The organism is Paenibacillus cymbidii (genome assembly GCF_004764705.1).
Taxonomy (GTDB): Bacteria; Bacillota; Bacilli; order Paenibacillales; family NBRC-103111; genus Paenibacillus_AN; species Paenibacillus_AN cymbidii.
This window is the reverse complement of sequence record NZ_SHLX01000059.1, coordinates 1-22,664: the sequence shown is the minus strand read 5'-3', so window position 1 is coordinate 22,664 and position 22,664 is coordinate 1. Positions and strand designations below refer to the sequence as shown.

Sequence of the window (22,664 nt, the reverse complement as noted above, 5' to 3'; positions counted from 1 at the left end):
GCGGGCGCGGCGCCGAAGGCGCGGGCGGCAGCGGCGTCCGCGGCGGAGCTGCGGCGCTGCGGCGCAAGCGAGCGGGCGGCGGAGCGGCGGAGCAGCGTTTGGGCGGCGCGTTTGAGCGCGGGCGGGATGTACATGGTTGTCCTCCTGTTGACAAAAGCTTCGGCCGTTCTAGCGGTTACGCCCCGGTAGACGGTAGTAGTTTATTTTATGAGAGTCGCAAAATTGCTAGAACCGCCGCCGCAAGAAATGGCGGCTTCATCGCGGCTTCCCTATCGCGATCGCCACCCGCTGCCGCCCGGGGCACATCCATACAACCACAAAAAAGACCCTGCTCACGAGAGCAGAGTCTGAGGAAAGTATAGGTTACGGATAATAAACATTTTTGGTCACGGTCGTCGTTTGGCCGAATTTATTCGTCGCTTTGACAACAATGGTATTGTTGCCTTTCTGCAGACTCACCGACTTGTCGAACGAGGAACCGTAGGTATACAGCTTGCTATCGTTCACATACACGCCTGGCGAGGAATCATTGACATCGGTAACGGTTCCGGACACGGAAACGGTAGATTGGCTCGACGTTTCAGGCACATAGTTTACGTTCAACTTCGGTCCTTCCGGATTGAAAACGACCGTTTTCGTAATTAACGTCACTTTTCCGCCGCTGTTCTTCGCTTTGAACACCAACACGTTTTCGCCTTGCTGCAGCGTCACTGTGCGCGAGAAGGAGGAGCCGTACACGTCGAGCTTTTCGTCGTTCAAATAGACCGTCGGGTTTTTGTCATTCTTGTCCTTTACGGTGCCCGACACCGATAACGATTGCCGTTTTGTCGTCTCCGGCATGTCGTCGATCGTCAGCACCGGGCCGCCCAGGTTCAATTGGATCGTCTTCGTGACCGTCGTTGTTTTCCCGCCGCTGTTTTTCGCTTTGAACACGAGCACATTTTCGCCTTCCTGCAGCGTCACCGTGCGCGAGAAGGAAGAGCCGTATACGTCGAGCTTTTCATCGTTCAAATAGACCGTCGGGTTTTTGTCGTTATTGTCCTTTACCGTACCCGACACCGAAAGCGTCTGCGAAGTCGTCGACTCCGGAATATCGTCGATCTTCAACGCCGGACCGCCGAGATTTAACGTGATCGTCCGGACGACGGTCGTTGTTTTGCCCGCGCTGTTCTTCGCTTTGAACACCAGCTCGTTCTCGCCTTCCTGCAGCGTCACTGTGCGCCGGAAGGAGGAGCCGTACACGTCAAGCTTCTGGTCATTCAAATAAACGGAAGCATTTTTGTCGGAGTTGTCCGTCACTTGGCCCGACACATCGATCGTCTGCGATGTTGTCGTCGCCGGCAGGTCATCGATGACAAGCTTCGGTCCTTCTTGTTCGAAGGTGATCGTTTTGGTTACTGTCGTTTGCTTGTTGCCGGCATTTTTCGCAACGATGCTAATGTTATAAGTGCCCTCTTTCTCCAGCCGGAACCCTTCCTTGAATTCGCCGTTGTCCACTTTAATCTCTTTGCCGTTAATCGTGACCTTGGCATTTTTGTTCGTCTTGCCCGAAATGTAATAGGTACCGCTCGAAGTGGTGGCCGGCATGCTGACGTCTAGCAGCGGCGCTTCTCCTTGATCCATTGCCGACGATTTGATGCTGCGATAAAGCAGCGTCGCAACTTCCGCGCGCGTGATCGGATTTTCCGGGCGGAACGTATAGTCGTCATACCCGCTGATCAGCTGTTTTTCGGTCGCCAACGCGATATAGTCGCGCAATCCGAACGACATCTCATTGACGTCGACGAAATTCCGCTCCAGAATATTCGGGTCCTCCAGATCATCCGGCGTGTAGCCAAGCACCTTCACCAGAGCCACCGCAACGTCCTCGCGAGTCGTTTTCGTTTCCGGGCTGTAGAAGGATTTGCCTTTCGGCGGGAAATAGCCGGTCAGGAACTCTTTGGCCGCTTCTATATAAGAATAGGACCAACGATCGGGCTGCACGTCGGCGAAGGTAGGCTGCTCCGGATTCGGCAAGTCCAGTGAAAATGTCATGGCGATCAGCTTGGCGAATTCTTCCCGGGTAATCGAATTTTGCGGTTTGAACGTCTCGTCGTCATAGCCGTTGATGACTCCCCGTTTGCTCATATCGGCAATCGCGTCATAAGCCCAATAATCCTGGTCGATATCGATAAAAATGATGTTTTGGTTGATGACGCCGCCATTTACGGCCTGGTTCTGCAGCACGTTGTCATCGGCAATGACGGATAGCGGTACAGCCGCCATCATGACGGCCACAAGCATGGCGATGAGAAATTTCTTCATACGTAGTCCGGCTCCTCGTTGATAATGTAGTTCAAAAGGCAGTGTTCCCTTTCGAATCTCTGAGTCTATCTACCCGATTATAGCACAAGGCCGGTTGGATAAATATGTCGAATTCGATAAAAGTTATGGCATACGCGGCGACTGCATAACAACCGGGCCGAAAGCGCATCGTAAAGATGGCGTTATTTCCACAACGAGGAGGCTCTCCCCCATGGCAGAAAACAACACGCACGACGGCAATTACAAAGGCACAACGAACATGATGGCGGAAAATCAGGATATGGCGTTCGTCAACGACACGCTGGAGGAAGCCGAAGAAACGCAAAACAAGCGCAACCGCAAAGTCGGGGAAAAACACGAAGGCCAGGAATAGCCTGTTCGCAACGCAGAGAAAGCCGGCAACCCGTTCGAACGAATCGGGTTAGCCGGCGTTTGCTAAAAAATCAATCAGACGCTTCTATTTTAGTAATTAGTAATTGCTATATTCCAACTCGACCGTCGACAGGCCGCAGAAGCCGGGGAAGTTTTTGACCACTTTGGCGATTTCCTCTTGCGGCAGTTCGCCCATCCCTTCGAGCCGGCGGACACGCATGCGTTCGGACATTTCCTGGGCCGTAATAATGTCGTCGATCTGCTTATACAGCTCCGGCCCCCACTTCTTGCCGAAATCGACATGCATCCGCTCGTCGACCATATCGAATTCGCTTTGAATCGCCGATAGCGCATCGCCGAACTTCCAGAAATTTTCGGCGCTTTTGCGCTTTTTGATGAAGGAGCACGGCTCTGCCACCATGGTCAACCCCGCGTACATATCGGGGAACCATTCTTTCTTCAGCTCATCGATCCGCTGGCCCGGCGAACCTTTGAAAAATTTGAACTGATCGGTCCGATACCCCATTTGCTCCAAACGACGGACGCCCATTTGGCTATGGCGCACTTCGTCCCACAGATGGCGGGCAAGGTCGAAGTAGAAGGCGAGCGGCATTCTCCGTACGCCGTAGTAGAGGTAGCACAAGCTTTCGGCGGCGCCAATCTCGGTCGCATTGATGTAATGCATTTGTTTGATGCTGCCGCCGAGCGGCGACAGGTCCGGGTCGGTGTACGCTTTTTTGTATTTCGGATTCGGCGTGCTGGGCGGAAAATGCGGATCGTTCAACGATTCGACCGGCACCGGCCCGGCCGGCGAATCGGTCGGATGCGCCGGATAGCGCACTTCCTCGGAATTCTTGCCGCTCGCGATCGCTTCGGCCGACAACCCCCAGACTGCCTCGACGTAACGGTGCCACTGCTGCAGCTCCGCCGTACTTGCGGCGTCGTCGCTGCCCGCGAATTGAACGAGCGGTTGCAGCCAATCCTGCAGCGCTCCCCGCTCCACGGCAATAAACTTCAGCTTGTCGCACGTCGGCGCATCGAGAATCGGATCAAGCCGCTGCGACAGCGCATCGTATTCGGCGTACATGCGCTGCACTGCAAACAGGTAGCCGCGATAAAACGCCGCCGGCGAAGGCGCGCTTGCGATCCGCTCGAACAACTCGCGAATGACGGCGGGCGACCCGTCTTTTTCGCCGATGGAGCCTGGCAGTTCGGTCAGCCGCTCGTACAGAAGCTTGGCATGCTGGTTATGCACATATCCCGCGCGGCCGAGCTTGCCTTTCACGGCATAATCGGGAATGGCCGGCATCCAGCCGAACGCCATGCGGGAAAGCTCGAACTCGTGCCACATCAAGGTGCTCACCAGCTTGGCCGTATCGATCGGTCGCAGGAACCGGCCGTCCTGGTGGGAAAACTTTTTCTGTTGCACTTCCTCATGGTCGACTACACTCGTTTCGCGGTATTCGTTCATGGCCCCTCATCCCTTTGCTGTCAAGATGGTTGATGGTTATGGTGCCAGTATAACAAGTTGAGGTCTCGCACGATTGTGTTAAACTGTTGTTATATTGCGGTTTGACGTGAAGCCATACGAGGGAAGGCGGGGCGCGCATGAGGCTGATCGAACGTTTGGAGATGAATGACGAGCCGTTCCTGTTCTCCCATCGCTTCGAAACGGCGGAAACCGACTGGGATATGTTCCATTCCCATCAGGGGCTGGAATTGCTGCTTGTTTTGGAGGGAGAAGGCCAAGTGCTGATGGAGCGGAAGCTGTATCCGCTTCATGCCGGCAGGCTGATCGTCTTTCAGCCGTACCAGTTGCATCGGGTGCAGATGCGCGCTTCGGATGTGACCTATGTGCGCAGCGTCGTCGTATACGATCCCGCGGTGGTCGATACGTATCTGCAGCCGTTTCCGCTGCTGCGCCACTGGGCGCGCTGGTTCTGGAAAGGAAGGCTGCCGAAGCAGGTGTTTACGCTGGAGGGAACGACGCTGGAGGCGTTCGTGTTGCTGTACGACCGGGCGAAACCGATGATCTACCAGACCGCCGGCGCCGAAAAGCTGGAGCATTTCCTGCTGTTCCTGCTTGCGCTGCTACCGCTCATCCGCTCCGCCTGCCTGCCGTTGCCGCAGCCGGGCGGGACGGACGAAGAAACCGCGCTGCGGGCGATCCGCCATGCCGAATCGATCATGGAGTGGATCGAGCGCCATTATCGCGAGCCGTTCGATTTGGGCCGCTTGGCGGATGAGCTGCATTTGTCGCCGCACCATGTGTCGCACCTGTTTCGCGAGGATACCGGCCTTTCCGTGACCGATTATTTGACGGCGCGGCGGATGAAGGAAGCTTGTCTGCTGCTCGGTTCGACCGATCTGCCGGTTCAGGCCGTCGCGCGGGAGATCGGCTTGTCGAACGATTCGTATTTCACCCAGTTGTTCAAACGCAAACTTGGCGTAACGCCGCGCGAATATCGCAATCAAGCGACAAACAGCCGCGGAACGGTGCATCAGCCGTGAGAAGCTTCAAGCGACGCATCCCGTAACGATGCCGGCCCGGCGAGAGGCATATATTCGGCTGGGGAGAAAACGCATGTTGAGCGGACAATTGGGGGCATCGGCAGATTATATGCGAAATTATATACAGAAGATGCGATTTGTCCGTTGTCGCGCGGCCTTGCAGCGCATGTTTCATGCGCTATCAGGAAGTTGTCGCGACGCCGGAGTGCGGGAATGCGAGGGGTATCCAACGGGCGAGCGGCAGGGCATCCAGGAGCAACGCAATTTGTTCGGTCAGCCATTACGGCGAAAACAAATCGAGTTGCTCTGGTTCCGGCGGCCGCTTCTCCTCCGGAGGTTCGTACACCGCCTGCCCCAGTATGCGCATCATTTGTTTGGCGTTGCCCGCCGCATCGCCGCCGGAATTATTGTTGAAGATGACATAGATATCCCGGGTCATCGTTTGCAACTGCACCAGCCGCTGCGCCCATTCGCGCAGCTCCGCTTCGTCGTAGCGGTACAAGTAGCGAACGTCGCGCCAATTGGGGGAGCCGCCGCTGTTCCAGCCCGAAACGTTGCGCCCGTGAAAGCGAACGAGCGTCACCGCGTCGTCGCTCGCCTCCAGCACGATCGGCACGGAGCCGAGGCCGGCCTGCGGCTCGTCGCACACGCCGTGCGCCCAGCGCTCGCGGCGCATAAACGCCAGCGTCCGGTCGCGCATCTCCGGCGCGAACCAGCTCTGGTGACGGAACTCCAGCGCCAGCGGCAGATCGCCCAGCAGCTCCCGCGCTTGCCGCAGCTTGTCCACGTTCTCGCGCCGGCAGTCGAACCACGGCGGGTATCTTGATAAAACTGTACAAAATAACTTTTGTACATAATCAATATCGACATGACGAATATTCCTTTATTATACCGACATTTCATAGAAATCTGTATATAGGGGGATTGTACATTAATGTTTTCTACATTATCATACAATTAATGACATATCTTTTAACGAGATTGAGACTACTATTGTACATAATTCAATTGGGGGTAATTTATTGATGAACCCAAATGGAAATGTGATCAATTTATTTTCTGAATCTTTTAAATTCACAGCCATTCCTGTTTGGATCGAATTATATAATGAAGATCCAAAATCAAAAAGACAATATTGCATGGTTGGATTAAAAGATGTTTCTAGGGATATTCAAGTTGTCCATCCCCTGTCAGAATTTATATCTAGTCTATGGTTAGGAAGAAGCTTTAACACCCAAAGAAAACATGCAATGAATATTGCTAGTTTTATGAACTTTATAATTGCGAATCGGATTAGCCTTAACATCAATTATTTTAAAGATCTTAACTTAGAACATGGCACAATATTTCTCAATATCCTCTCGCAGAACAAGGACAGAAAAACCGTTCAACTTTACGAACGCACGTTAACTCTTTTTTATAAATGGTTGACTGATAAGGAAACCATTAGCCTCACGCCCGGCACATTTATTAAGGTTGAAGGTCAATATGGATCTTATTATGCCTCTCCATTTGGAACCATTAATTATCCTCAGTATAAACCCACTAATAGTGAACATATGCTTCCATTAAAATATATCCCTTTGCTTTTAGAAATTGCAATATTAGTAGCCAGACCAATTGTCTTGGGGCTTTATATGCAAATATTTGGTGGATTGCGTGTAGGCGAAGTCGTGAACTTACTAAAATCAGCTGTTCGAAAAAGCTATTCCAATGGGGATTTTCTGGTGCAACTACATTCGAACAACTTAAGATCCGATCTTAAGAACAGTTCTGGTTCAAACTATGTAAAGAAAAATCGTCAGCAAGTTATTCTCCAAGTGAATAATTGGGGGACATGCTTATTTAATGATCACATTTCTTTATATAATACCAAAGACGGATCAGGGGCTTTATTTGTTAATAGAGATGGCAACGCCATGACTGCAGAATGCTATCGACAATACTTCACCAAAATAAAGAAAGTGTTTATCAATTTCCTTAGAGAGCACGGGGATCCGAAAGATAAATTAGTTGCAGTTCATCTTAACAAAGGAAAATGGAGCACACACATTGGACGGGGGACCTTTACAAATATCCTAGCCGATGAAGTTGAATCTGTTTTTGATCTCGCTTTTATGCGGGGTGATAAGGACCCACGATCCTCACTGGCATATATGTCGAATACCGAGAGAATGAGGGTTAAAATTGAGGAGAAGTTCGAATCCATGCACGGGGAATATATTCCGATGTTAATTGACCGGAGTCAAAAGAGGTGACGAAATGGAGATGCCTTCAACCTTCCAAATAAACGATTTATATTCAATCGTAAAAAGTAAGGGGTTTGACTTATCGAACTATACATTAATAAAAATTCTTAAAGGTCTTCGAAAAGAACAAAAAATAGAGTTCTTCAAAATTGGTAATTGCTTTTCTTATCCTGAACAAGCTTTGGATGTGCTTGTTATGACTTTAACTCAGAACAACTACCACCTTGATCCTGCTATAATGTTAACTGAGTATTGTACCTTAACCGAAGCTGCTGCTAAGCTTGTAAAAACCCCCTACACTAGATCTACAATTGAATCCATGTGTTTGGGTATCAGTATTTTGTATAAGGGCGTCATTCGCGTCCCCATAAGTTATATTGACGAACTAACAATGGATGACATTACGAATTATATAAGTGCAACAGATCTTGAGAAACAATTAGGCGCCCCAGAAGGTTATATTTATCAGAAAATAAAGCGAGGTCATTTTAAGGATTTCAAACTTATTGCGCGTCACACATACATTTCCTTAGAAGAAGTCGAACGATTAAAAATGGAGGCTTTTAGTCCACATCAAGAATATACAAATAAAGATGCAATATTAAATATGGATACATTCCTCTCTACCGCTTCAATTAAAATCCCAATCCATTCTCATCAACTGTTTAGAACTTGGATAATATCAAAAATTGCAAAATCCCATGGTAGACCAACCACCCTTATGCATTTATTAACTTACGGTAAACAAGTATATAATTTATTAAATGATCTCCTTATCGAAGGAAAAGAAATATTCAACATAGAAAGTCAACTTATAGAAGATATTCTTGAAAAGGATTCCATCACGCACAGAACAAAAAAAGAGTTTATATTATTTTATAATTACGCAATTGCTTCCGCATTGGTAATTACTGAGAAAAGATACAGACTCGAACGTAAAAATCGAAAAAAAAAGCAATTGGATAATTTAGAAAAAGAAAAAAAGATCTATAATCCGACCATTTATCAAAAGTACTATTTCTATGTGCAAAATATTGATCTGCATCTTGAAAATGCGATTAAAAAAAGACACTATGCGAATATGTGGCTTTTTGTCATAATGCATTTAACAAACAATTGGCGTTCAAACGATATTATCTATCAGTTACCAAATGTATCAATTGAGTTAATTGGAATCGATAGTTTCGAATGGTTTAAAACTAACCGTTTAAATACTACCCAAGCCCAACTTATAGCAAACGAGGTCTATCTCCATTTTCAAAATCGCATTGCAAATAAAAATTTAGCTCCACTACATTTTTATCTTGATCCTACTCTCCTAATGTGTTTCTCGACTTCACTAGTCCTCTGTGAACTGCACAGTAGAAAGCCTAATAAATCATTGAAAAAATACAATACAAACTTGCTTGCTTCATTTGTTTCTGGAAAGAAAAATGAGTTTGTTTTCTCCTCAGGAGCAAGAGCTCATATGGGTTTCTTTGGTGAAGAAGAAGATTTATTTGATTTTAGCAGTTTGGTTATGAATAGAAGCACTATGGTATATTTTTTCCACAACGTGCTTGAAGGAATTACTACTGACGCAGACCTTGCGTTAGATTTGACACAAAATACTCGCTCACATTTTAAAAAAGAGACCACTGCTATATATGTTGAATCCTCGAATCAGGACGGATCGGTCAATCGTGTATCGCTAAATTTATTTAATAGAGGCCACTTCGGATGGGTTTATAACTACATCATTTTATTACTCCAAGATTCAAAGCCAAATAATCAATCATTAGAGAAAAGAACTACTCTTATTCAAGAATTCCGGAATAAATATAACTCTTTACAAATCGAACGATGGGCAGAGTACCTAAACTTAAAAGCTGAACATAAAGGACCTCTAGTTATTAAATTATCTCAAATGGCTCATGAAGATCTCGTATATTTACTTTATCAAGTGTTTAGAGGAACAATGCCCTCAAAACATTCAGAGGGGCAATGCTTACTTTATCCTAAATGCATTCATCCACGACGGAAGACCTGCTTTGGTTGTGATTATTTTATACCAAAGGAGTTTATTCTTATTGAAGCTGTAAGTGAGCTGAAAAATCGGATTACATTATTACATGATTCGGATTATGAAGCCGAAATCATTAGAGAAAACAAGTTCATAAATAGCATTTTATTATTACTTTCAGAAGCTGTAGAACACTTAGGCTGGGAAAAGGTAGATGCCTTTATATCTAAACATGAGTTGCACACATTGCTCGGCAAAGTCTCTAACAAACTACATATAACATAAGTGAGGCTGAGATCATGGAAGTAATAAGCAATGTATTAGTCGGTGCTGTAAAAGTAGAAATCATGAAGAATATTACTTTCAATCCTAATAAACTGAACTACTACTATGAAATATTTGATTCGCTTAAGAAGGATGGCTATGTTACTGCAGACAAATTCGAATCCCACATATGGTCTATTAAAGATGAACTAGAAGGAAGACCAATTCAGTTCTTATTCGATATCGAAATTCACCAAGAACTAAATATCGCACTGAAGGGATATATTTTAGTAAAACGATTATCAGGCACAACAATCGGGACGTTGCAAAGACAATATTGGTTAATCAAGCATGCCATCCTTAAATCTAGGGGACTAATGAAGCTCAATGATTTAGAACAATATTTACATAGCTTATCAACAGTGAGCGCGTATACGTTGTCATGGTCTTTACAATCATTTTTAAGTTTTTACCCTATTCAAAACAACGATCAGATTAATCAAATTCTACAAACAGTTGTATACCCGGACAACTCTAATCGAGATTTGCCTCCATTCGACCAAATATTTCAATTTGACGATTTAATCAATCTATACTCCAGACTGGAACCAAAAAACAGTCAACGAAAACAGTACTTTTATATAGTTGAATTATGGTGGTACATTACTAACATTGTGCCTATGCGTCCCAATGAATTTCTTAGAATCAGATACTATTGTTTAGATTTACGAAATCATACATACTGGTTAGAAATCCCACGTTCTAAATCTATCAGCGAATCCCCTGAAAAGGAAATATGGTATCAGTGGATACAGGTAACCGAAGAGGTACACAACTTTATTCGGGATTTTCAAAGTACTTATCAACCTATTTCAGATAGCAATTATTTAATTCCTTTCGAATATCATCAAAAGTATCGAAAATCAAACGGCCGTCCAAAAAATGGAGATGATTGTAAGTTCCTATCCACTGAAAATTTAAATTATTGGATCGATCGTTTTTATAAAGAAATCATTGAAGATACATTTTGCAATTATGAGCATCAACGAATACGCGGCGGCGATACTAGACACTTCGCAATAATTAATATGTTTCTACAAGGATTTAATATGTTGTCAATCTCCAGAATGGCTGGTCAATCAAGAATCGAATCGCCCGAAAACTACTACTCGCATATGGAAACACTTGCAAAAACGTATATATTTAGACTTGCATCAATTCAGCAAAAAGAAAGAAGTATTGAAAGTCAGTTGTCATCTGGATTCTTTGGTCTAAGAAGAAAAGCATATGATATTGGAAAAATGCATGATGGAGAAAAAAATCCATATATCAGATCCCTTAAGTATGGACAATGTAAAGACCAACAATTCCCACGAAATTGCATTGAGGATTGTCGAGATTGCCCCAACTTTATATTCAATCCGTCAGCTGAAGAGTACCAGGAAGCGATCCATTGGTTAGAAGACTACTCCGAAACAATAAACCGTAAAATCGAACGGCAAGTAAGAATGATGGAAAGTTTATTTGGTAAAATCTCCAGGACTAACAATGTAGAAGATTCATCCGATCTAAAACATCTTTCGAGAGGTTTACAACATTTTATGGACCAGAAAGTAGTTGTCGACACGCAGCTTCTTCGCAATTTCATTCATAATAATTAGGAGAACGACTATGAACAATAAGGACGACGAATTAATGAAGCGACCAAGAGGAAAGCCTCAACAGTATACAGATGATCAGTTAATGCAAATTGCACTTGATATTAAATACAAAATAGGTGGCGCAAAGCTTTCATACAGTTTACTAGAACAAAATACCGGTATTAGTCGTAATACTTTCATGCGCAGAATCGGAAAATATATTGACGATATTAATTCTCCGATAACTAGAGAAATTGGTGTAACTGAAAAGGACTCAGTATACTATCCCAACTTCGGTTTCATATACGAAACATATCGTAATAATCCTAAAAGGATGTTAGCAGAATTGCAAAACTTAGAGGTTATATTTCAAAAAACGATTGAAAGTTATAACGATGTAAAGAAACAATTAACAGAGTTACAATCTATGAAGAAACAATATAATGACCTCCTTGAGAAATCAAAACATTATCAGAACCAAGCAATATTTTATAAAAATTTGTATGAGACTTATATAGTTAGCAGTATGTTTGCACACAAACGTCAAGAATTAGGTTTAGAAAAAAAAATGCTCGACTTTAAAGAATATGCTTCAAAAAATGGCTCGATTAACAGCCTGCATAAGTTATTCCCAGAATCGAAAACCACAGAGGGGGGTAGTGAAAATGACTCTAAGGCAAAAGAGAAACTAAAAGCTAAATACCCAAATCTGTTTGAACCTGATCATGTTAACGACTAGTTTCATGTCTCGATTTTGTCGAGTGACTAAACATATACCTACAACGGTTCTGGCGATTAGAGGCGAAAAATAATAACCACAATGCATGGAATGATCGCATTGTGGTTGTTAACTTTAGAAAGTATACTTTTGCAAAAGTAGCTGTAGCCCGTTTTATTGGGAAATTCGGATTAGAACCTGTCATCTTTTATGAACAAGTCAATATGGGGAAAACGATAATCGAAAAACTTGAACATGTTTTAGATGTCGGAAATGCAGTGGTTTTGCTTACTAAGTGCATAAACTAATAATTCTAATCCATCTGACTAAAGCCTTACAATGTTCTTGTCACCAAAAAAGAATATTGTTCGATTGTCAGATCCATCAAATTTTTTGTATTTGAACTGAAGTCTTTTTCTCTATAATCAAAGAACAAATAGCACCAAAAGCAAACAGGACGAATGGTCATGAGAACAGTTTATCTAGAGATTCTCTCTGCATTGGTTTGATTTCAATTTCGCTCCGGATCGCTTTTGCCTTCGCTTCCGCTTCAACAACGGTTTGAGCCAATCCAAGTGCGATCAAAGTGCCGGCAGCAACGGCACCGGTCCGTCCCCGACCCCCATTGCAATGAAATGCTACTTTCTTATTCTCCCCGAAAGCCCTTGTGATTGCCGCTATGGCTTGCCGGAACCCCTCTTCTTGCGTGATACCGGATTGATCGGCCAACGGGATCTGAATCCATTCTGAACGTGCTCCAGGATATGCACATGCAGTCGCGTCTCCGCGCAAATCCACGATGACGTCGATTGCTTCGTTTATCACCATGGCTTCCACATCGTCGGCTGCGCCCATAAAGATTCGATCCGGTACCAGAGCATGATAGTTTTTTTCGGTCGTCATCGCATTACAACCCCTTCTTAAACGAACCAAATTCCACTTTCACCGGTGCTGCCGGCGGTGCGCAGCAAAGTGAAAGATCTCTTGCATCCCCAGCGGATTCAAATTCGGAATCGGCTTTCGTATAGAAGATCTCCCACGCGTTGCCGTCCGGATCGTAGACCCATACTTTATCCTGAACGGCATAGCAGCAGGTGGTGTTCATCTCGTCGATTAACAGCAAACCTGATTGCCGCAGACGCTCTCCCATCGCCAGTACGTCTTCCGTATCGTTTACCTGGAACCCCAAATGATTCAAGACGCCATTTTTCTCAAAGGGACGTACGTTGAGCGAAAAATGAAGCGCCGGTTCATCCAGTTCGAATTTCGCATAGTTGTCTTTTACTTTGGTCGGCTCTGCTCCGAAGAAACTACGATAAAACGCGAGCGACTTATCCAGGTCGGAGCAATTGACAGCTACATGCATACGTTTAATCATGCTTTTGACCCCTTTCCTATCACTCCGGATGAAAAGTATTTGCGTTGGAACCATAGCGCAACATTCACAAGTGCTATCATGACCGGCACTTCTACAAGTGGGCCAATGACGGCGGCAAACGCAGCTCCGGAGTGCAAACCGAACACGCCGACGGCAACGGCAATTGCCAGCTCAAAATTGTTGCTCGCCGCGGTGAAGGCAAGCGTCGATGTAACGGGATAGCCGGCTCCCGATCGTTTGCCCATGAAGAACGACACCAAAAACATCACGACGAAATAGATCAGCAGCGGAATTGCGATACGCACGACGTCGAGCGGCAGTTCCACAATCACGTCTCCTTTGAGAGAAAACATGACGATGATCGTAAGCAGCAGTGCTAACAACGTCAGCGGGCTTATTTTCGGCACGAAAACGGTCTCGTACCAGGAACGGCCCTTGGCTTTCACCAGGGTAAAGCGAGTCAGCATACCCGCAAGAAAGGGAATGCCCAAATAGATGAATACGCTTTTTGCAACTTCTCCGATCGTAATGTCCACGACCATTCCTTGCAAGCCGAACCACCCGGGTAAAATGGTGACGAATACGTATGCATACACCGAATAAAACAATACCTGGAAGATCGAATTGAACGCCACGAGTCCCGCGGCGTATTCGGTATCGCCTTTACACAGGTCGTTCCAAACGATAACCATCGCGATGCATCGGGCAAGTCCGACCATAATCAAGCCGACCATGTAGTCCGGGTACCCTTGAAGAAATACGATCGCCAGCACAAACATCAAGATCGGGCCAATCACCCAATTTTGTACCAACGAAAGCCCAAGTATTTTGCCATTGCGGAACACACGCCCAAGCTCTTCGTAGCGCACCTTGGCCAGCGGCGGATACATCATCAAAATGAGTCCGATCGCAATCGGTATCGATGTCGTGCCGGTCTGCATTTTATTGAGCGCATCCACGAAGCCCGGAGACAAGTTCCCAAGCCCCACGCCGATTGCCATCGCGACGAAAATCCAGACCGTCAAATAACGGTCGAGAAACGACAATCGTTTTTTATCTTGATTGGCCACTGCTGATTCCCCCGATATCGTTATTTCCCATCTTGAACAAAAGCCGTAATACGGTTCTTGATAGAATCGCGTACGGAGCGGAATTGCGCCATGATTTCTTCTTCCGTTCCTTGTGCTTTCGCCGGGTCATCAAAGCCCCAGTGCCATTTCACGACATTCTTATTGGAGATAACCGGGCAATGCTCGTCGGCATGGCCGCAAAGCGTAATGACATAATCCGCCCGGTTCAGAATCGCCGGATCAATCACATCGGAGGAATGGCCGCTAATATCAACGCCGACCTCTTTCATGACTTGCACCGCCCTTGGGTTCAAGCCGTGCGCTTCCAGTCCGGCGCTCTTGACTTCATATTGTCCCCCGCCAATCGCTTTCAAGAAACCGTCCGCCATTTGACTGCGGCACGAGTTACCCGTGCACAGGAAATAAATCAGCTTTTTGTCCATGTTCCGCATCTCCCTTGAATTAAACATGTTATTATATACTTATATGAAGAACGACAAAACACGAAAATCGTCAATCACATGCGATTTTCGTTGTTTTTGCCTGCAATTCATCGATCTTCGGCTGTTGGGACGGAATATGCTTCAATACATCCTGAACAATCGGCGAGTCCTCAATCGTTAAGGAGTAATACATCCATTGTCCTTTTCTTGTCTCACGCACAAGACCGGCATCTTTCAGTTTGCGCAAATGTTGGCTAATGCTGGGCTGCGACATTTCCAGGATGTCAACAATATCGCAAACGCACATATCCTTCTCACGCAAAAGAGCAAGAATCGTCAGCCGTGATTTATCACCGAGAAGTTTAAAGGTTTCCGCCATATTATAGATGAGATCCATCGTTTCTCCTTTCTTATGTTGAAAGCTCCAGGCTGCGCAACAGGTCGCGTACCTTTCTTTCAATCATATCGCGTGTTTTACGCACTTCATCCATGTTCGCTTCTGATCCGTCAGCGGGTAATGGGTCGGGGATGCTCCAATGTTCACTGCGAGTGCCAAAGGGGACAACGGGACATTTTTCATTCATATCATCACATAATTTTATAATAATATGCGCACTAATGAAAGTCTTCATCTCCAACTTTTTATGTTGTTTTTGTAAAAGATCAATCCCGATTTCTTTCATCGCGTCAATCGTCATGGGATGAATCGGCTGTGGATCAAGGCCGGCACTTTCCGCAATGACATCAGCCCCCCCTATCTCGTTTGCAAAGGCTTCGGCCATTTGACTGCGGCAGCGATTGTGTATGCAAAGAAAATAAATGCGAAATGGTCGCTTCATAGGAACCCTCCTAATAATAATTATATCATTATTCACTTATATATGGTCTAAAAAATTTTTCCTGTCTTGCGGCTCGCTTCCAATGCCTTTTTTCGCAACGTTATCGCCGATTATCATCCGATAGCCGTGTTTACTGAGCCACTGAATTTGAATATACCCATTCGCTGGCTTTATCTTTTGACGAAGCAAGGCAATGTATTGGTTGACCAGATTCGGATGACGGTTTTGTGTTTGCCAGACATGGTCCAACAGCTGGTCTTTGGTGAATAGCTTCTCCCGATTTTTGAGTAAAAAGAAGAACAAATCGAATTCTTTTGTGCGCAGTTGCATCCGTTCCCCGCGGCAGGTGATCTCGTACCGCTGAGGGTAAATATCAATCTCCCCGAATCGATATCCTGTCTCATACGATAGGCCTGGGAGTGGAATAAGGGTTGTTTTCGTGTAATGTCTGAGAACAGCTTCCATTCGGGCAACCAATTCCGCTAACCCAAACGGCTTTTTTATGACATCGTCTGCACCTGAACGAAGTGCCCTCACGATAAAAGACTCCTTCGTATATTCGCTCAGAATGATAACGGGAACTGTCCGACGTTGTTTGCGCAACAGGGAGAGGAATCGTAGGCCGCGGCGGCCAGGATCCTGCACATCGAGCAACACCAGGTCAAAATGATCCTGCGTGAGTGCATGTATAGCTGCCGCCTCTTCCATGGTACGTATGCCAAATCCATTTCGGCGCAGACTAAAGCTGATCATTTGTGCAAGTGTCGGCTCATACTCGATGAGCAATATGTTGTACCCCATAGCTCAACTGGCTCCCTCCATGTTGGCAATCAGGCGCTCAATCGCGGTAAGAATATTGGCTCCTTCTTGTCCAGCCACTTCGGCGTGCGCGTGGATGTGCTCCATACGGGTTCGATTCTGAGCAACAAGTTTAAATAGGTGTTCAAATACGGCGGACATTTGTTCGACATGGCGAAGTCGCTCTGTAGTCTCACGAATATCGATTTCGATCAATGAAACGGTTTCTTTGATAGATCCCTTCATGGTTTTGATCAACGTTCCCATATCGGTTGCCTGCATCTTCGTTTGATTGGCAAGCTTGCGGACTTCATCTGCGACGACAGCAAAGCCTCTCCCTTGTTCCCCGGCACGAGCGGCTTCAATAGCCGCATTGACGGCAAGCAGATTGACTTGATCGGCTATTTCCCGGACGATCGATACAAGTTTAGCAACTGATTGTGCATGGATCTCGAGCTGCTCGATTTGTCGATTTTGCTCTTCAATTCGTTCGGTATACCGAGCAAACGTTGCGGTCACATTTTGCAGTTCCAGCTTTCCATCCAGTGTCGCATCGATCATCTGGTTGGAAAGTTCCATGCCTTGATCTGTTGAATCAATCACCGCGCTGCAGGAATCATCAATTCGTTCTAGCATCTGTTTTGTGCCGCGGGCAACCATGACCTGCTCACGAACAGCATGTTTTTGCAATTTGCTCGACATGTCAAGCAAACCGGCAACGGTCACGATTCCGCATAATCTGCCGTTTTCCGTGACCATGATGCAATCATAAAAATGTTGTTCGGGTCGTTGCAACGTCCGTTCGATTACTTCTGTAACAGGCATCTGAACATCAACCACGAGACCATTGGGATCGGCAAGCCGCAATATCGAATGCTGGAAATACAGCGAGGGACCATAGACCGAGCCAATGGACCGATAAAACTGGTTTCGCATGACCACGGCAACCGGTTTTCCCTGAGAGTCACAAACGACGCCGCATTCATGATCCCCTTTTTCAAACGAAAGGTACACCTCCCGACATGTCGTTTCAGGTTTCCAAACGACTGACATGGAAAGGAAATCATTTAAGGTCACACCGGGCTTATTGCTTTGCTGCTCGAGCAGGATTGACGCATCCGATTTCTCTTCAAGCAAGGTTTCCTTTCCCTGGTTCAGCAAAGACATGGATGGTTCCCTCCTAACTAGGGTATGGTTAGGCGTTTAAATCCGGACGTTTCCCTTTCACAAGATACACCACATTTTCCCCGATATTGGTCGCATGATCGGCAATGCGCTCCAAGTACCGCCCCACAAAGCAAAGCAGCATGCCTTGATTGATGGTTTGCGGATTTTCGAGCATAAAGACAAATAATTCCCGCAACATTTGACTGTACAGATGATCGACTTCGTCATCCGTTTGCGCCATCTTATAGGCAAGCTCCACATCTTCGGACATATAGCTGAGCATGCTTTCTTGAATCATCAAGCCGGCCAGTTCTGCCATCCGTGGAATATCGACGAGCGGTTTCATAAGCGACTGTCCATTGATTCGTATCGTTACTTTGGCGATATCGACTGCCAGGTCGGCCATTCGCTCCAGGTCACTCGCAATACGAAACGCAATGATGATATTGCGCATGTCCTTCGCAACAGGCTGCTGCGTGGCGATTGTCTTTGCACCCAGCTCAAGCACTTTATTTTCCAATTCATTGACTTGGATGTCATCCGCAACGATATTTTGCGCCAATGCGATATCTCCGTTCTTCAAGGAGGCAACTGCATCATGAAGGGCACGTTCTGCACGGGAACCCATTTCTTTAATCAACGCGTGTAAATCCGACAACGAAACATTTAAATTGTCTCTCGGCGACATGAGCACATTCCTTCCGCTATCGAATGGTTATCCGAAACGACCGGTTAAATAATCTTCTGTACGTTGGTCGCCAGGGGATGTAAACATTTTTTCAGTCTGATCGCACTCTATTAGTTCGCCATGCAAGAAGAACGCTGTTCGATCCGCACAACGTGCGGCCTGCTGCATGTTGTGGGTGACGATAGCAATGGTGACCTGCTTTTTCAAGTCTGAAATCAGATCCTCGATATGGCTCGTGGAAATGGGATCGAGCGCCGATGCCGGCTCATCCATGAGCAATATTTCCGGTTCAATGGCGAGCGCTCTGGCGATACAAAGGCGCTGCTGCTGGCCGCCAGACAAACTCATGCCGGAGTGCTGCAGCCGATCTTTTACTTCATTCCAAAGTGCCGCCATATGCAAGCTCTTTTCGACCGCTTCTTCGACGATTTTCTTTTTTCGAATGCCGTTCAATCGCAAGCCTGCTGCCACATTATCGAATATGGACATCGACGGGAACGGGTTTGGTTTTTGAAATACCATTCCGATTCTTCTGCGGATATCGACCGGATCTATGGCCATGTCGTACAGATTTTGATTTTCAAACCACACGTTTCCTTCTACACGGCCGCTGTGCACCACCTCATGCATGCGATTAAGACAACGTACAAAGGTCGACTTGCCGCAGCCGGATGGACCAATGATGGCGGTGATTTTGTTTTTCTCTACCGTGAGATCGATCCCTTTTAAGATCAAGGACGAACCGTACCACGCTTTCAGGCTTTCCGTCCGAATTTCTTTTGCCATCCCCAAATCACCTCAGGTTACGTTTTTGAATCGACCACGCGTCAGCAAGCGAGCCAATAAATTGAGTATAAAGACGAGCAGGATGAGCACCATTGCCGCCCCCCATGCTTTCTGAATCCAGTCATCATACGGGGATTTGGCATATTCGTAAATTTGCGCCGGCAACGATGCGATCGGTTCATGCAAGCTTTTGCTCCAAAAGTGATTGCCAAAAGCAGTCAGCAGTAGTGGCGCCGTTTCACCCGCGACACGTGCGACCCCGAGCATGACGCCGGTAATAATACCTTTTAAAGACGAGGGGATTACAATCCACAGGATGGTTTTCCACTTGCCGATGCCAAGGGCATAGGCCCCCTCCCGGATCGAATCGGGAACAAGACGCAATATTTCTTCCGTCGATCGGGTGACGATTGGGATCATTAGTAAAGACAATGCAAGCCCGCCTGACAAAGCCGAAAATTGGCCGAATGGCCTGACGAATGCCATGTAGGCAAAAATGCCGATGACGATCGAGGGAATACCCAGCAACACATCCACTACGAATCGGACTGTCGATGAAAACATCCCTGTCGGTTTGTATTCATTCAAGTAAATGGCGGCGAAAATGCCGATTGGCAGTCCCACAACAGCAGATATGGCAACCAGGATCAAGGTTCCAACGATTGCATTCCCGATCCCGCCACCGGTTTCTCCAACCGCGGTTGGGAGCTTCGTAAAGAAGTCCCAATTAATTGCCGGATAGCCTTTCATCACGATATAGCTCAATATGCTGATGAGGGGAATAAGGGCAAGCAGCGTAAACAGCACGACAATCCCCATCATCACCCAATTGGTTGTTTTCCGCATGCGTAAGGAAGAATGCCTCATGAACGCTTACCTCCTCGCGGCCCTCTGGCAACGGACCAAATCAAAAAGCGCGCCAGCGCATTCAAAATGAAGGTGACCAGGAACAGAAGCAAGCCAATCTCAATCAAAGATGATAAATAAATATCTTCCGTCGCTTCCGTGAACTCGTTGGCAATTACCGCGGCCATTGAATGCCCCGGCGCGAATAGAGACGTTTTTATTTCCGCCCGGTTACCGATTACCATTGTCACCGCCATGGTTTCGCCGAGCGCTCTGCCCAAACCAAGAATGCATGCGCCGAGAATGCCCGGCCGCGCATAAGGAAGGATGACTTTCCAGATCATTTCCCAGCGGGTAGCACCCAGTGCCAAAATGCCTTCTTTTTGAATCGTCGGCACGACACTGATGACATCACGCGCGAGCGCTGTGATAATCGGAATGATCATGATGGCCAGCAAGATGCCAGCTGACAGCATCCCGAGTCCAATCGGTGCACCCGAAAACAGAGGAAGTTCGCCAAATACGCGTGATACGGGTTTCTGCAGCCATTCTCGGATGAAAGGAACGAACACAAACAATCCCCACAGGCCGAACAAGATGCTCGGTATGGCTGCGAGCAATTCTACCAAGAAACCGATCGGTGATTTAAGCCACCTCGGCGACATTTCAGTCAAAAAAAGCGCGACGCCAATACTGATCGGAGCTGCGATCACGATGGCGATGATCGATGAAACGACCGTTCCGTAAATAAACGGAAGCGCACCGAATATGCCTTTTACCGGATTCCATGTCCGTTCAAAAATAAAGGAAAACCCGAATTTTTTGATGGATAGCTCGGATTGAGCCAGCAGCGCAATGACCATCCACAGCGCAATAAGGACAATGAGAAGCGCGAACGAAAACGTCATCCAGCGAAAGAGTTGTTCGATCGGACGTCTTCGTCTCTTTCCCTCTCGCTCCGCTCCAACGGGTAACCGTTCCAGCCATTGTTTTCCGTTCAAGGAGCACCTTCACCTTTCGCTTATCGTCACACGGGCAGAAGGGGATACTCGGATGAACATCCCCTTACGCTCGTTGATCGTGAATTATTGAATTTTCGCGATGTTTTTGTCATTCAGCTTGGCGATCGCTTCCGGAATTTTCGCGTATTGCAAAGCTTCCGAGTATTGCTGGCCGTCACGGTACACCCACTTCAACAATTCAATGATGGCCTTTTTCTTGTCCGCATCGTCATACTTCGTATTGACAAGCGCCCAAGTGAAACCGACGATACCATACGCCTTCTCGCCAGCTTTTTCTACGATTGAAACCCGTGTATCTTCCGGCATGTTTTGAGCGGCGGATTCCGCTGCTAACGTGGCAGCTTCCAAGGACGGATAGACGAACTTGCCGTCTTTGTTACGAATTTGCGCATAACCGATTTTGTTCGTTACGGCATAAGCCAATTCCGCATAACCGATCGCGCCTGGTGTTTGTTTGACTTGACCAGCTACGCCTTCATTTCCTTTACCGCCAACACCGACAGGGAATTGAACCGCCGTTCCTTTGCCCACTTTCGTTTTCCACTCATCGTTTACAGTGCTCAAATAATCGGTGAAGATCGCCGTCGTGCCACTGCCATCCGAGCGATACACCGGCGTAATGGCCAGGTTGGGCAATTTCAGATCTGCGTTGTCCGCAACAATTTTTGGATCGTTCCATTTGGTGATTTTGCCGATATAAATATCCGCCAGCGTCTGCTGGGTCAATTTCAGTCCTTTGTCCACGCCGTCAACGTTGTAGATCACGGCAATAGCCCCAACCGTCACCGGGATATGGATTGCGCCATTCTTAACAGCTGCGATCTGCTCATCCGTCATAAAAGCGTCGGAAGCACCAAAATCAATCGTCGCTTCGGTGAGTTGCTTGATGCCTGCTCCGGAACCTACCGACTGATAGTTCACTTTGATTTCGGAGTGCAACTTGTTGTATTCGACAAACATTTTGGAGAACAACGGATTGACAAACGTCGAACCTGCTGCTGTAATGGTAATATCTTTTTTCGGTGCATCCGTCTTCTTGTCGCTTGCTGCAGGGGTTTGTGACGCCGCAGGCGATTGCGATGCTGCGCTCTTCTTGTCATCCGTTTTGGTGCCGCACGCAATAACCGTAACCATCAACGCCAAAATCATTGCACTTACAAACGAGAATCTGCCCAACCTTTTCAACACAGTACCCTCTCCCAACATATTAGTGATTGATAATATCCTTATTCGTTTATAATCATAGGCATGTTTTATTTGCGTAGTGTCAATGAAATGTTATCGGAATGTTAAATATGATTATATAATTATGTTATTATATTTAATACGAATGACGCCTTCCAAAAATCGTTTTGCATCTTTTGATCACGAATGACGTCATATACGATTACGCGATTCGTACCTGTTGGGAGGAATGTTTTATGAATGCTGCACAGCTTTGGTGAATACTCCGGAGTAAAATGAGCCATCGTTCCGGAATATTTGAGCCACGTCTCCGGTCAAACTGAGCCACCGTTCCGGAACTGAGAGCCAGTTGAAACCTTCTTGTAGAATGGGAGGATGCGCT

22 protein-coding genes and 1 pseudogene are annotated in these 22,664 nt (G+C 46.6%); 7 read left to right on the top strand and 16 right to left on the bottom strand.

Features of this window, described 5'->3' with window-relative positions; translation table 11 throughout:
* Nucleotides 1-363: 363 nt before the first annotated feature.
* On the bottom strand, nucleotides 364-2,304 hold the full coding sequence (locus EXY20_RS38305) for an S-layer homology domain-containing protein (RefSeq protein WP_235886404.1): 1,941 nt from the start codon (nucleotides 2,302-2,304) through the stop codon (nucleotides 364-366).
* Nucleotides 2,305-2,515: 211 nt separating this feature from the next.
* Here EXY20_RS38305 and EXY20_RS39405 point away from each other — a divergent pair, with 211 nt between their 5' ends.
* Entirely contained in the window at nucleotides 2,516-2,677 is a 162-nt protein-coding gene (locus EXY20_RS39405) for a hypothetical protein (protein ID WP_167859810.1), read from the top strand.
* A gap of 96 nt (nucleotides 2,678-2,773) precedes the next feature.
* On the opposite strand, the gene EXY20_RS38300 is transcribed toward EXY20_RS39405, so the two are convergent.
* A complete protein-coding gene (locus EXY20_RS38300; protein WP_135557720.1) occupies nucleotides 2,774-4,147 on the bottom strand; it encodes a DUF455 family protein in 1,374 nt (457 codons plus the stop codon).
* Nucleotides 4,148-4,284: 137 nt separating this feature from the next.
* On the opposite strand from EXY20_RS38300, the gene EXY20_RS38295 reads away from it, so the two are divergent.
* Nucleotides 4,285-5,187: an AraC family transcriptional regulator gene (locus EXY20_RS38295; RefSeq protein WP_135557719.1), complete on the top strand. Its 903-nt coding sequence runs from the start codon at nucleotides 4,285-4,287 to the stop codon at nucleotides 5,185-5,187.
* A 280-nt stretch (nucleotides 5,188-5,467) separates the two neighbouring features.
* On the opposite strand, the pseudogene EXY20_RS38290 reads toward EXY20_RS38295, so the two are convergent.
* Nucleotides 5,468-6,019: pseudogene (locus EXY20_RS38290) on the bottom strand (DUF72 domain-containing protein); the annotation flags it as partial.
* Nucleotides 6,020-6,212: 193 nt separating this feature from the next.
* Between EXY20_RS38290 and EXY20_RS38285 the strand changes: the two are divergent.
* The 5 genes from EXY20_RS38285 (at nucleotide 6,213) to EXY20_RS40775 (ending at nucleotide 12,368) form a co-directional block, all read left to right on the top strand.
* Entirely contained in the window at nucleotides 6,213-7,445 is a 1,233-nt protein-coding gene (locus tag EXY20_RS38285; protein ID WP_135557717.1) for a hypothetical protein, read from the top strand.
* A 4-nt stretch (nucleotides 7,446-7,449) separates the two neighbouring features.
* Nucleotides 7,450-9,723 carry a hypothetical protein gene (locus EXY20_RS38280; RefSeq protein WP_135557716.1) on the top strand — a complete coding sequence of 758 codons (2,274 nt, stop codon included), beginning with the start codon at nucleotides 7,450-7,452 and terminating at the stop codon, nucleotides 9,721-9,723.
* Nucleotides 9,724-9,737: 14 nt separating this feature from the next.
* Nucleotides 9,738-11,363, top strand: coding sequence for a hypothetical protein (locus EXY20_RS38275; RefSeq protein WP_135557715.1), 1,626 nt, complete (start codon nucleotides 9,738-9,740; stop codon nucleotides 11,361-11,363).
* Nucleotides 11,364-11,373: 10 nt separating this feature from the next.
* Entirely contained in the window at nucleotides 11,374-12,081 is a 708-nt protein-coding gene (locus EXY20_RS38270) for a hypothetical protein (RefSeq protein WP_135557714.1), read from the top strand.
* Nucleotides 12,082-12,182: 101 nt separating this feature from the next.
* Entirely contained in the window at nucleotides 12,183-12,368 is a 186-nt protein-coding gene (locus EXY20_RS40775; protein ID WP_207671408.1) for a TIR domain-containing protein, read from the top strand.
* Between the two features lie 157 nt (nucleotides 12,369-12,525).
* Here the strand turns inward: EXY20_RS40775 and EXY20_RS38255 are convergent, their stop codons facing one another.
* From EXY20_RS38255 to pstS, 13 genes are all read right to left on the bottom strand, one after another.
* Nucleotides 12,526-12,963 (bottom strand): protein-tyrosine phosphatase family protein, encoded by a 438-nt coding sequence (locus EXY20_RS38255; protein ID WP_135557712.1) that lies wholly within the window; start codon nucleotides 12,961-12,963, stop codon nucleotides 12,526-12,528.
* 4 nt (nucleotides 12,964-12,967) lie between these two features.
* On the bottom strand, nucleotides 12,968-13,438 hold the full coding sequence (locus EXY20_RS38250; RefSeq protein WP_135557711.1) for an ArsI/CadI family heavy metal resistance metalloenzyme: 471 nt from the start codon (nucleotides 13,436-13,438) through the stop codon (nucleotides 12,968-12,970).
* On the bottom strand, nucleotides 13,435-14,508 hold the full coding sequence (arsB, locus tag EXY20_RS38245) for an ACR3 family arsenite efflux transporter (RefSeq protein ID WP_135557710.1): 1,074 nt from the start codon (nucleotides 14,506-14,508) through the stop codon (nucleotides 13,435-13,437). Before arsB ends, EXY20_RS38250 begins: the two co-directional genes overlap by 4 nt.
* A gap of 20 nt (nucleotides 14,509-14,528) precedes the next feature.
* Nucleotides 14,529-14,951, bottom strand: coding sequence for an arsenate reductase (thioredoxin) (arsC, locus tag EXY20_RS38240; protein ID WP_135557709.1), 423 nt, complete (start codon nucleotides 14,949-14,951; stop codon nucleotides 14,529-14,531).
* Nucleotides 14,952-15,021: 70 nt separating this feature from the next.
* Nucleotides 15,022-15,348: an ArsR/SmtB family transcription factor gene (locus EXY20_RS38235; RefSeq protein ID WP_135557708.1), complete on the bottom strand. Its 327-nt coding sequence runs from the start codon at nucleotides 15,346-15,348 to the stop codon at nucleotides 15,022-15,024.
* A 13-nt stretch (nucleotides 15,349-15,361) separates the two neighbouring features.
* A complete protein-coding gene (locus EXY20_RS38230; protein ID WP_135557707.1) occupies nucleotides 15,362-15,790 on the bottom strand; it encodes an arsenate reductase ArsC in 429 nt (142 codons plus the stop codon).
* Nucleotides 15,791-15,826: 36 nt separating this feature from the next.
* Nucleotides 15,827-16,591, bottom strand: a complete 765-nt coding sequence (locus EXY20_RS38225; RefSeq protein WP_135557706.1) for a response regulator transcription factor — start codon at nucleotides 16,589-16,591, stop codon at nucleotides 15,827-15,829.
* A 3-nt stretch (nucleotides 16,592-16,594) separates the two neighbouring features.
* Nucleotides 16,595-17,755, bottom strand: coding sequence for a methyl-accepting chemotaxis protein (locus EXY20_RS38220; RefSeq protein ID WP_135557705.1), 1,161 nt, complete (start codon nucleotides 17,753-17,755; stop codon nucleotides 16,595-16,597).
* 28 nt (nucleotides 17,756-17,783) lie between these two features.
* The gene (gene phoU / locus EXY20_RS38215) at nucleotides 17,784-18,443 is read right to left on the bottom strand and encodes a phosphate signaling complex protein PhoU (RefSeq protein ID WP_135557704.1); all 660 of its coding nucleotides are present in this window, start codon (nucleotides 18,441-18,443) and stop codon (nucleotides 17,784-17,786) included.
* Nucleotides 18,444-18,470: 27 nt separating this feature from the next.
* Nucleotides 18,471-19,229 (bottom strand): phosphate ABC transporter ATP-binding protein PstB, encoded by a 759-nt coding sequence (gene pstB, locus EXY20_RS38210; protein ID WP_135557703.1) that lies wholly within the window; start codon nucleotides 19,227-19,229, stop codon nucleotides 18,471-18,473.
* Nucleotides 19,230-19,241: 12 nt separating this feature from the next.
* Complete coding sequence (gene pstA, locus EXY20_RS38205; protein WP_207671407.1) at nucleotides 19,242-20,096, bottom strand: phosphate ABC transporter permease PstA; 855 nt, start codon at nucleotides 20,094-20,096, stop codon at nucleotides 19,242-19,244.
* Entirely contained in the window at nucleotides 20,093-21,076 is a 984-nt protein-coding gene (gene pstC, locus EXY20_RS38200; protein WP_235886402.1) for a phosphate ABC transporter permease subunit PstC, read from the bottom strand. Before pstC ends, pstA begins: the two co-directional genes overlap by 4 nt.
* Nucleotides 21,077-21,160: 84 nt before the next feature.
* Nucleotides 21,161-22,285 (bottom strand): phosphate ABC transporter substrate-binding protein PstS, encoded by a 1,125-nt coding sequence (pstS, locus tag EXY20_RS38195; protein WP_167859809.1) that lies wholly within the window; start codon nucleotides 22,283-22,285, stop codon nucleotides 21,161-21,163.
* Nucleotides 22,286-22,664: the final 379 nt, after the last annotated feature.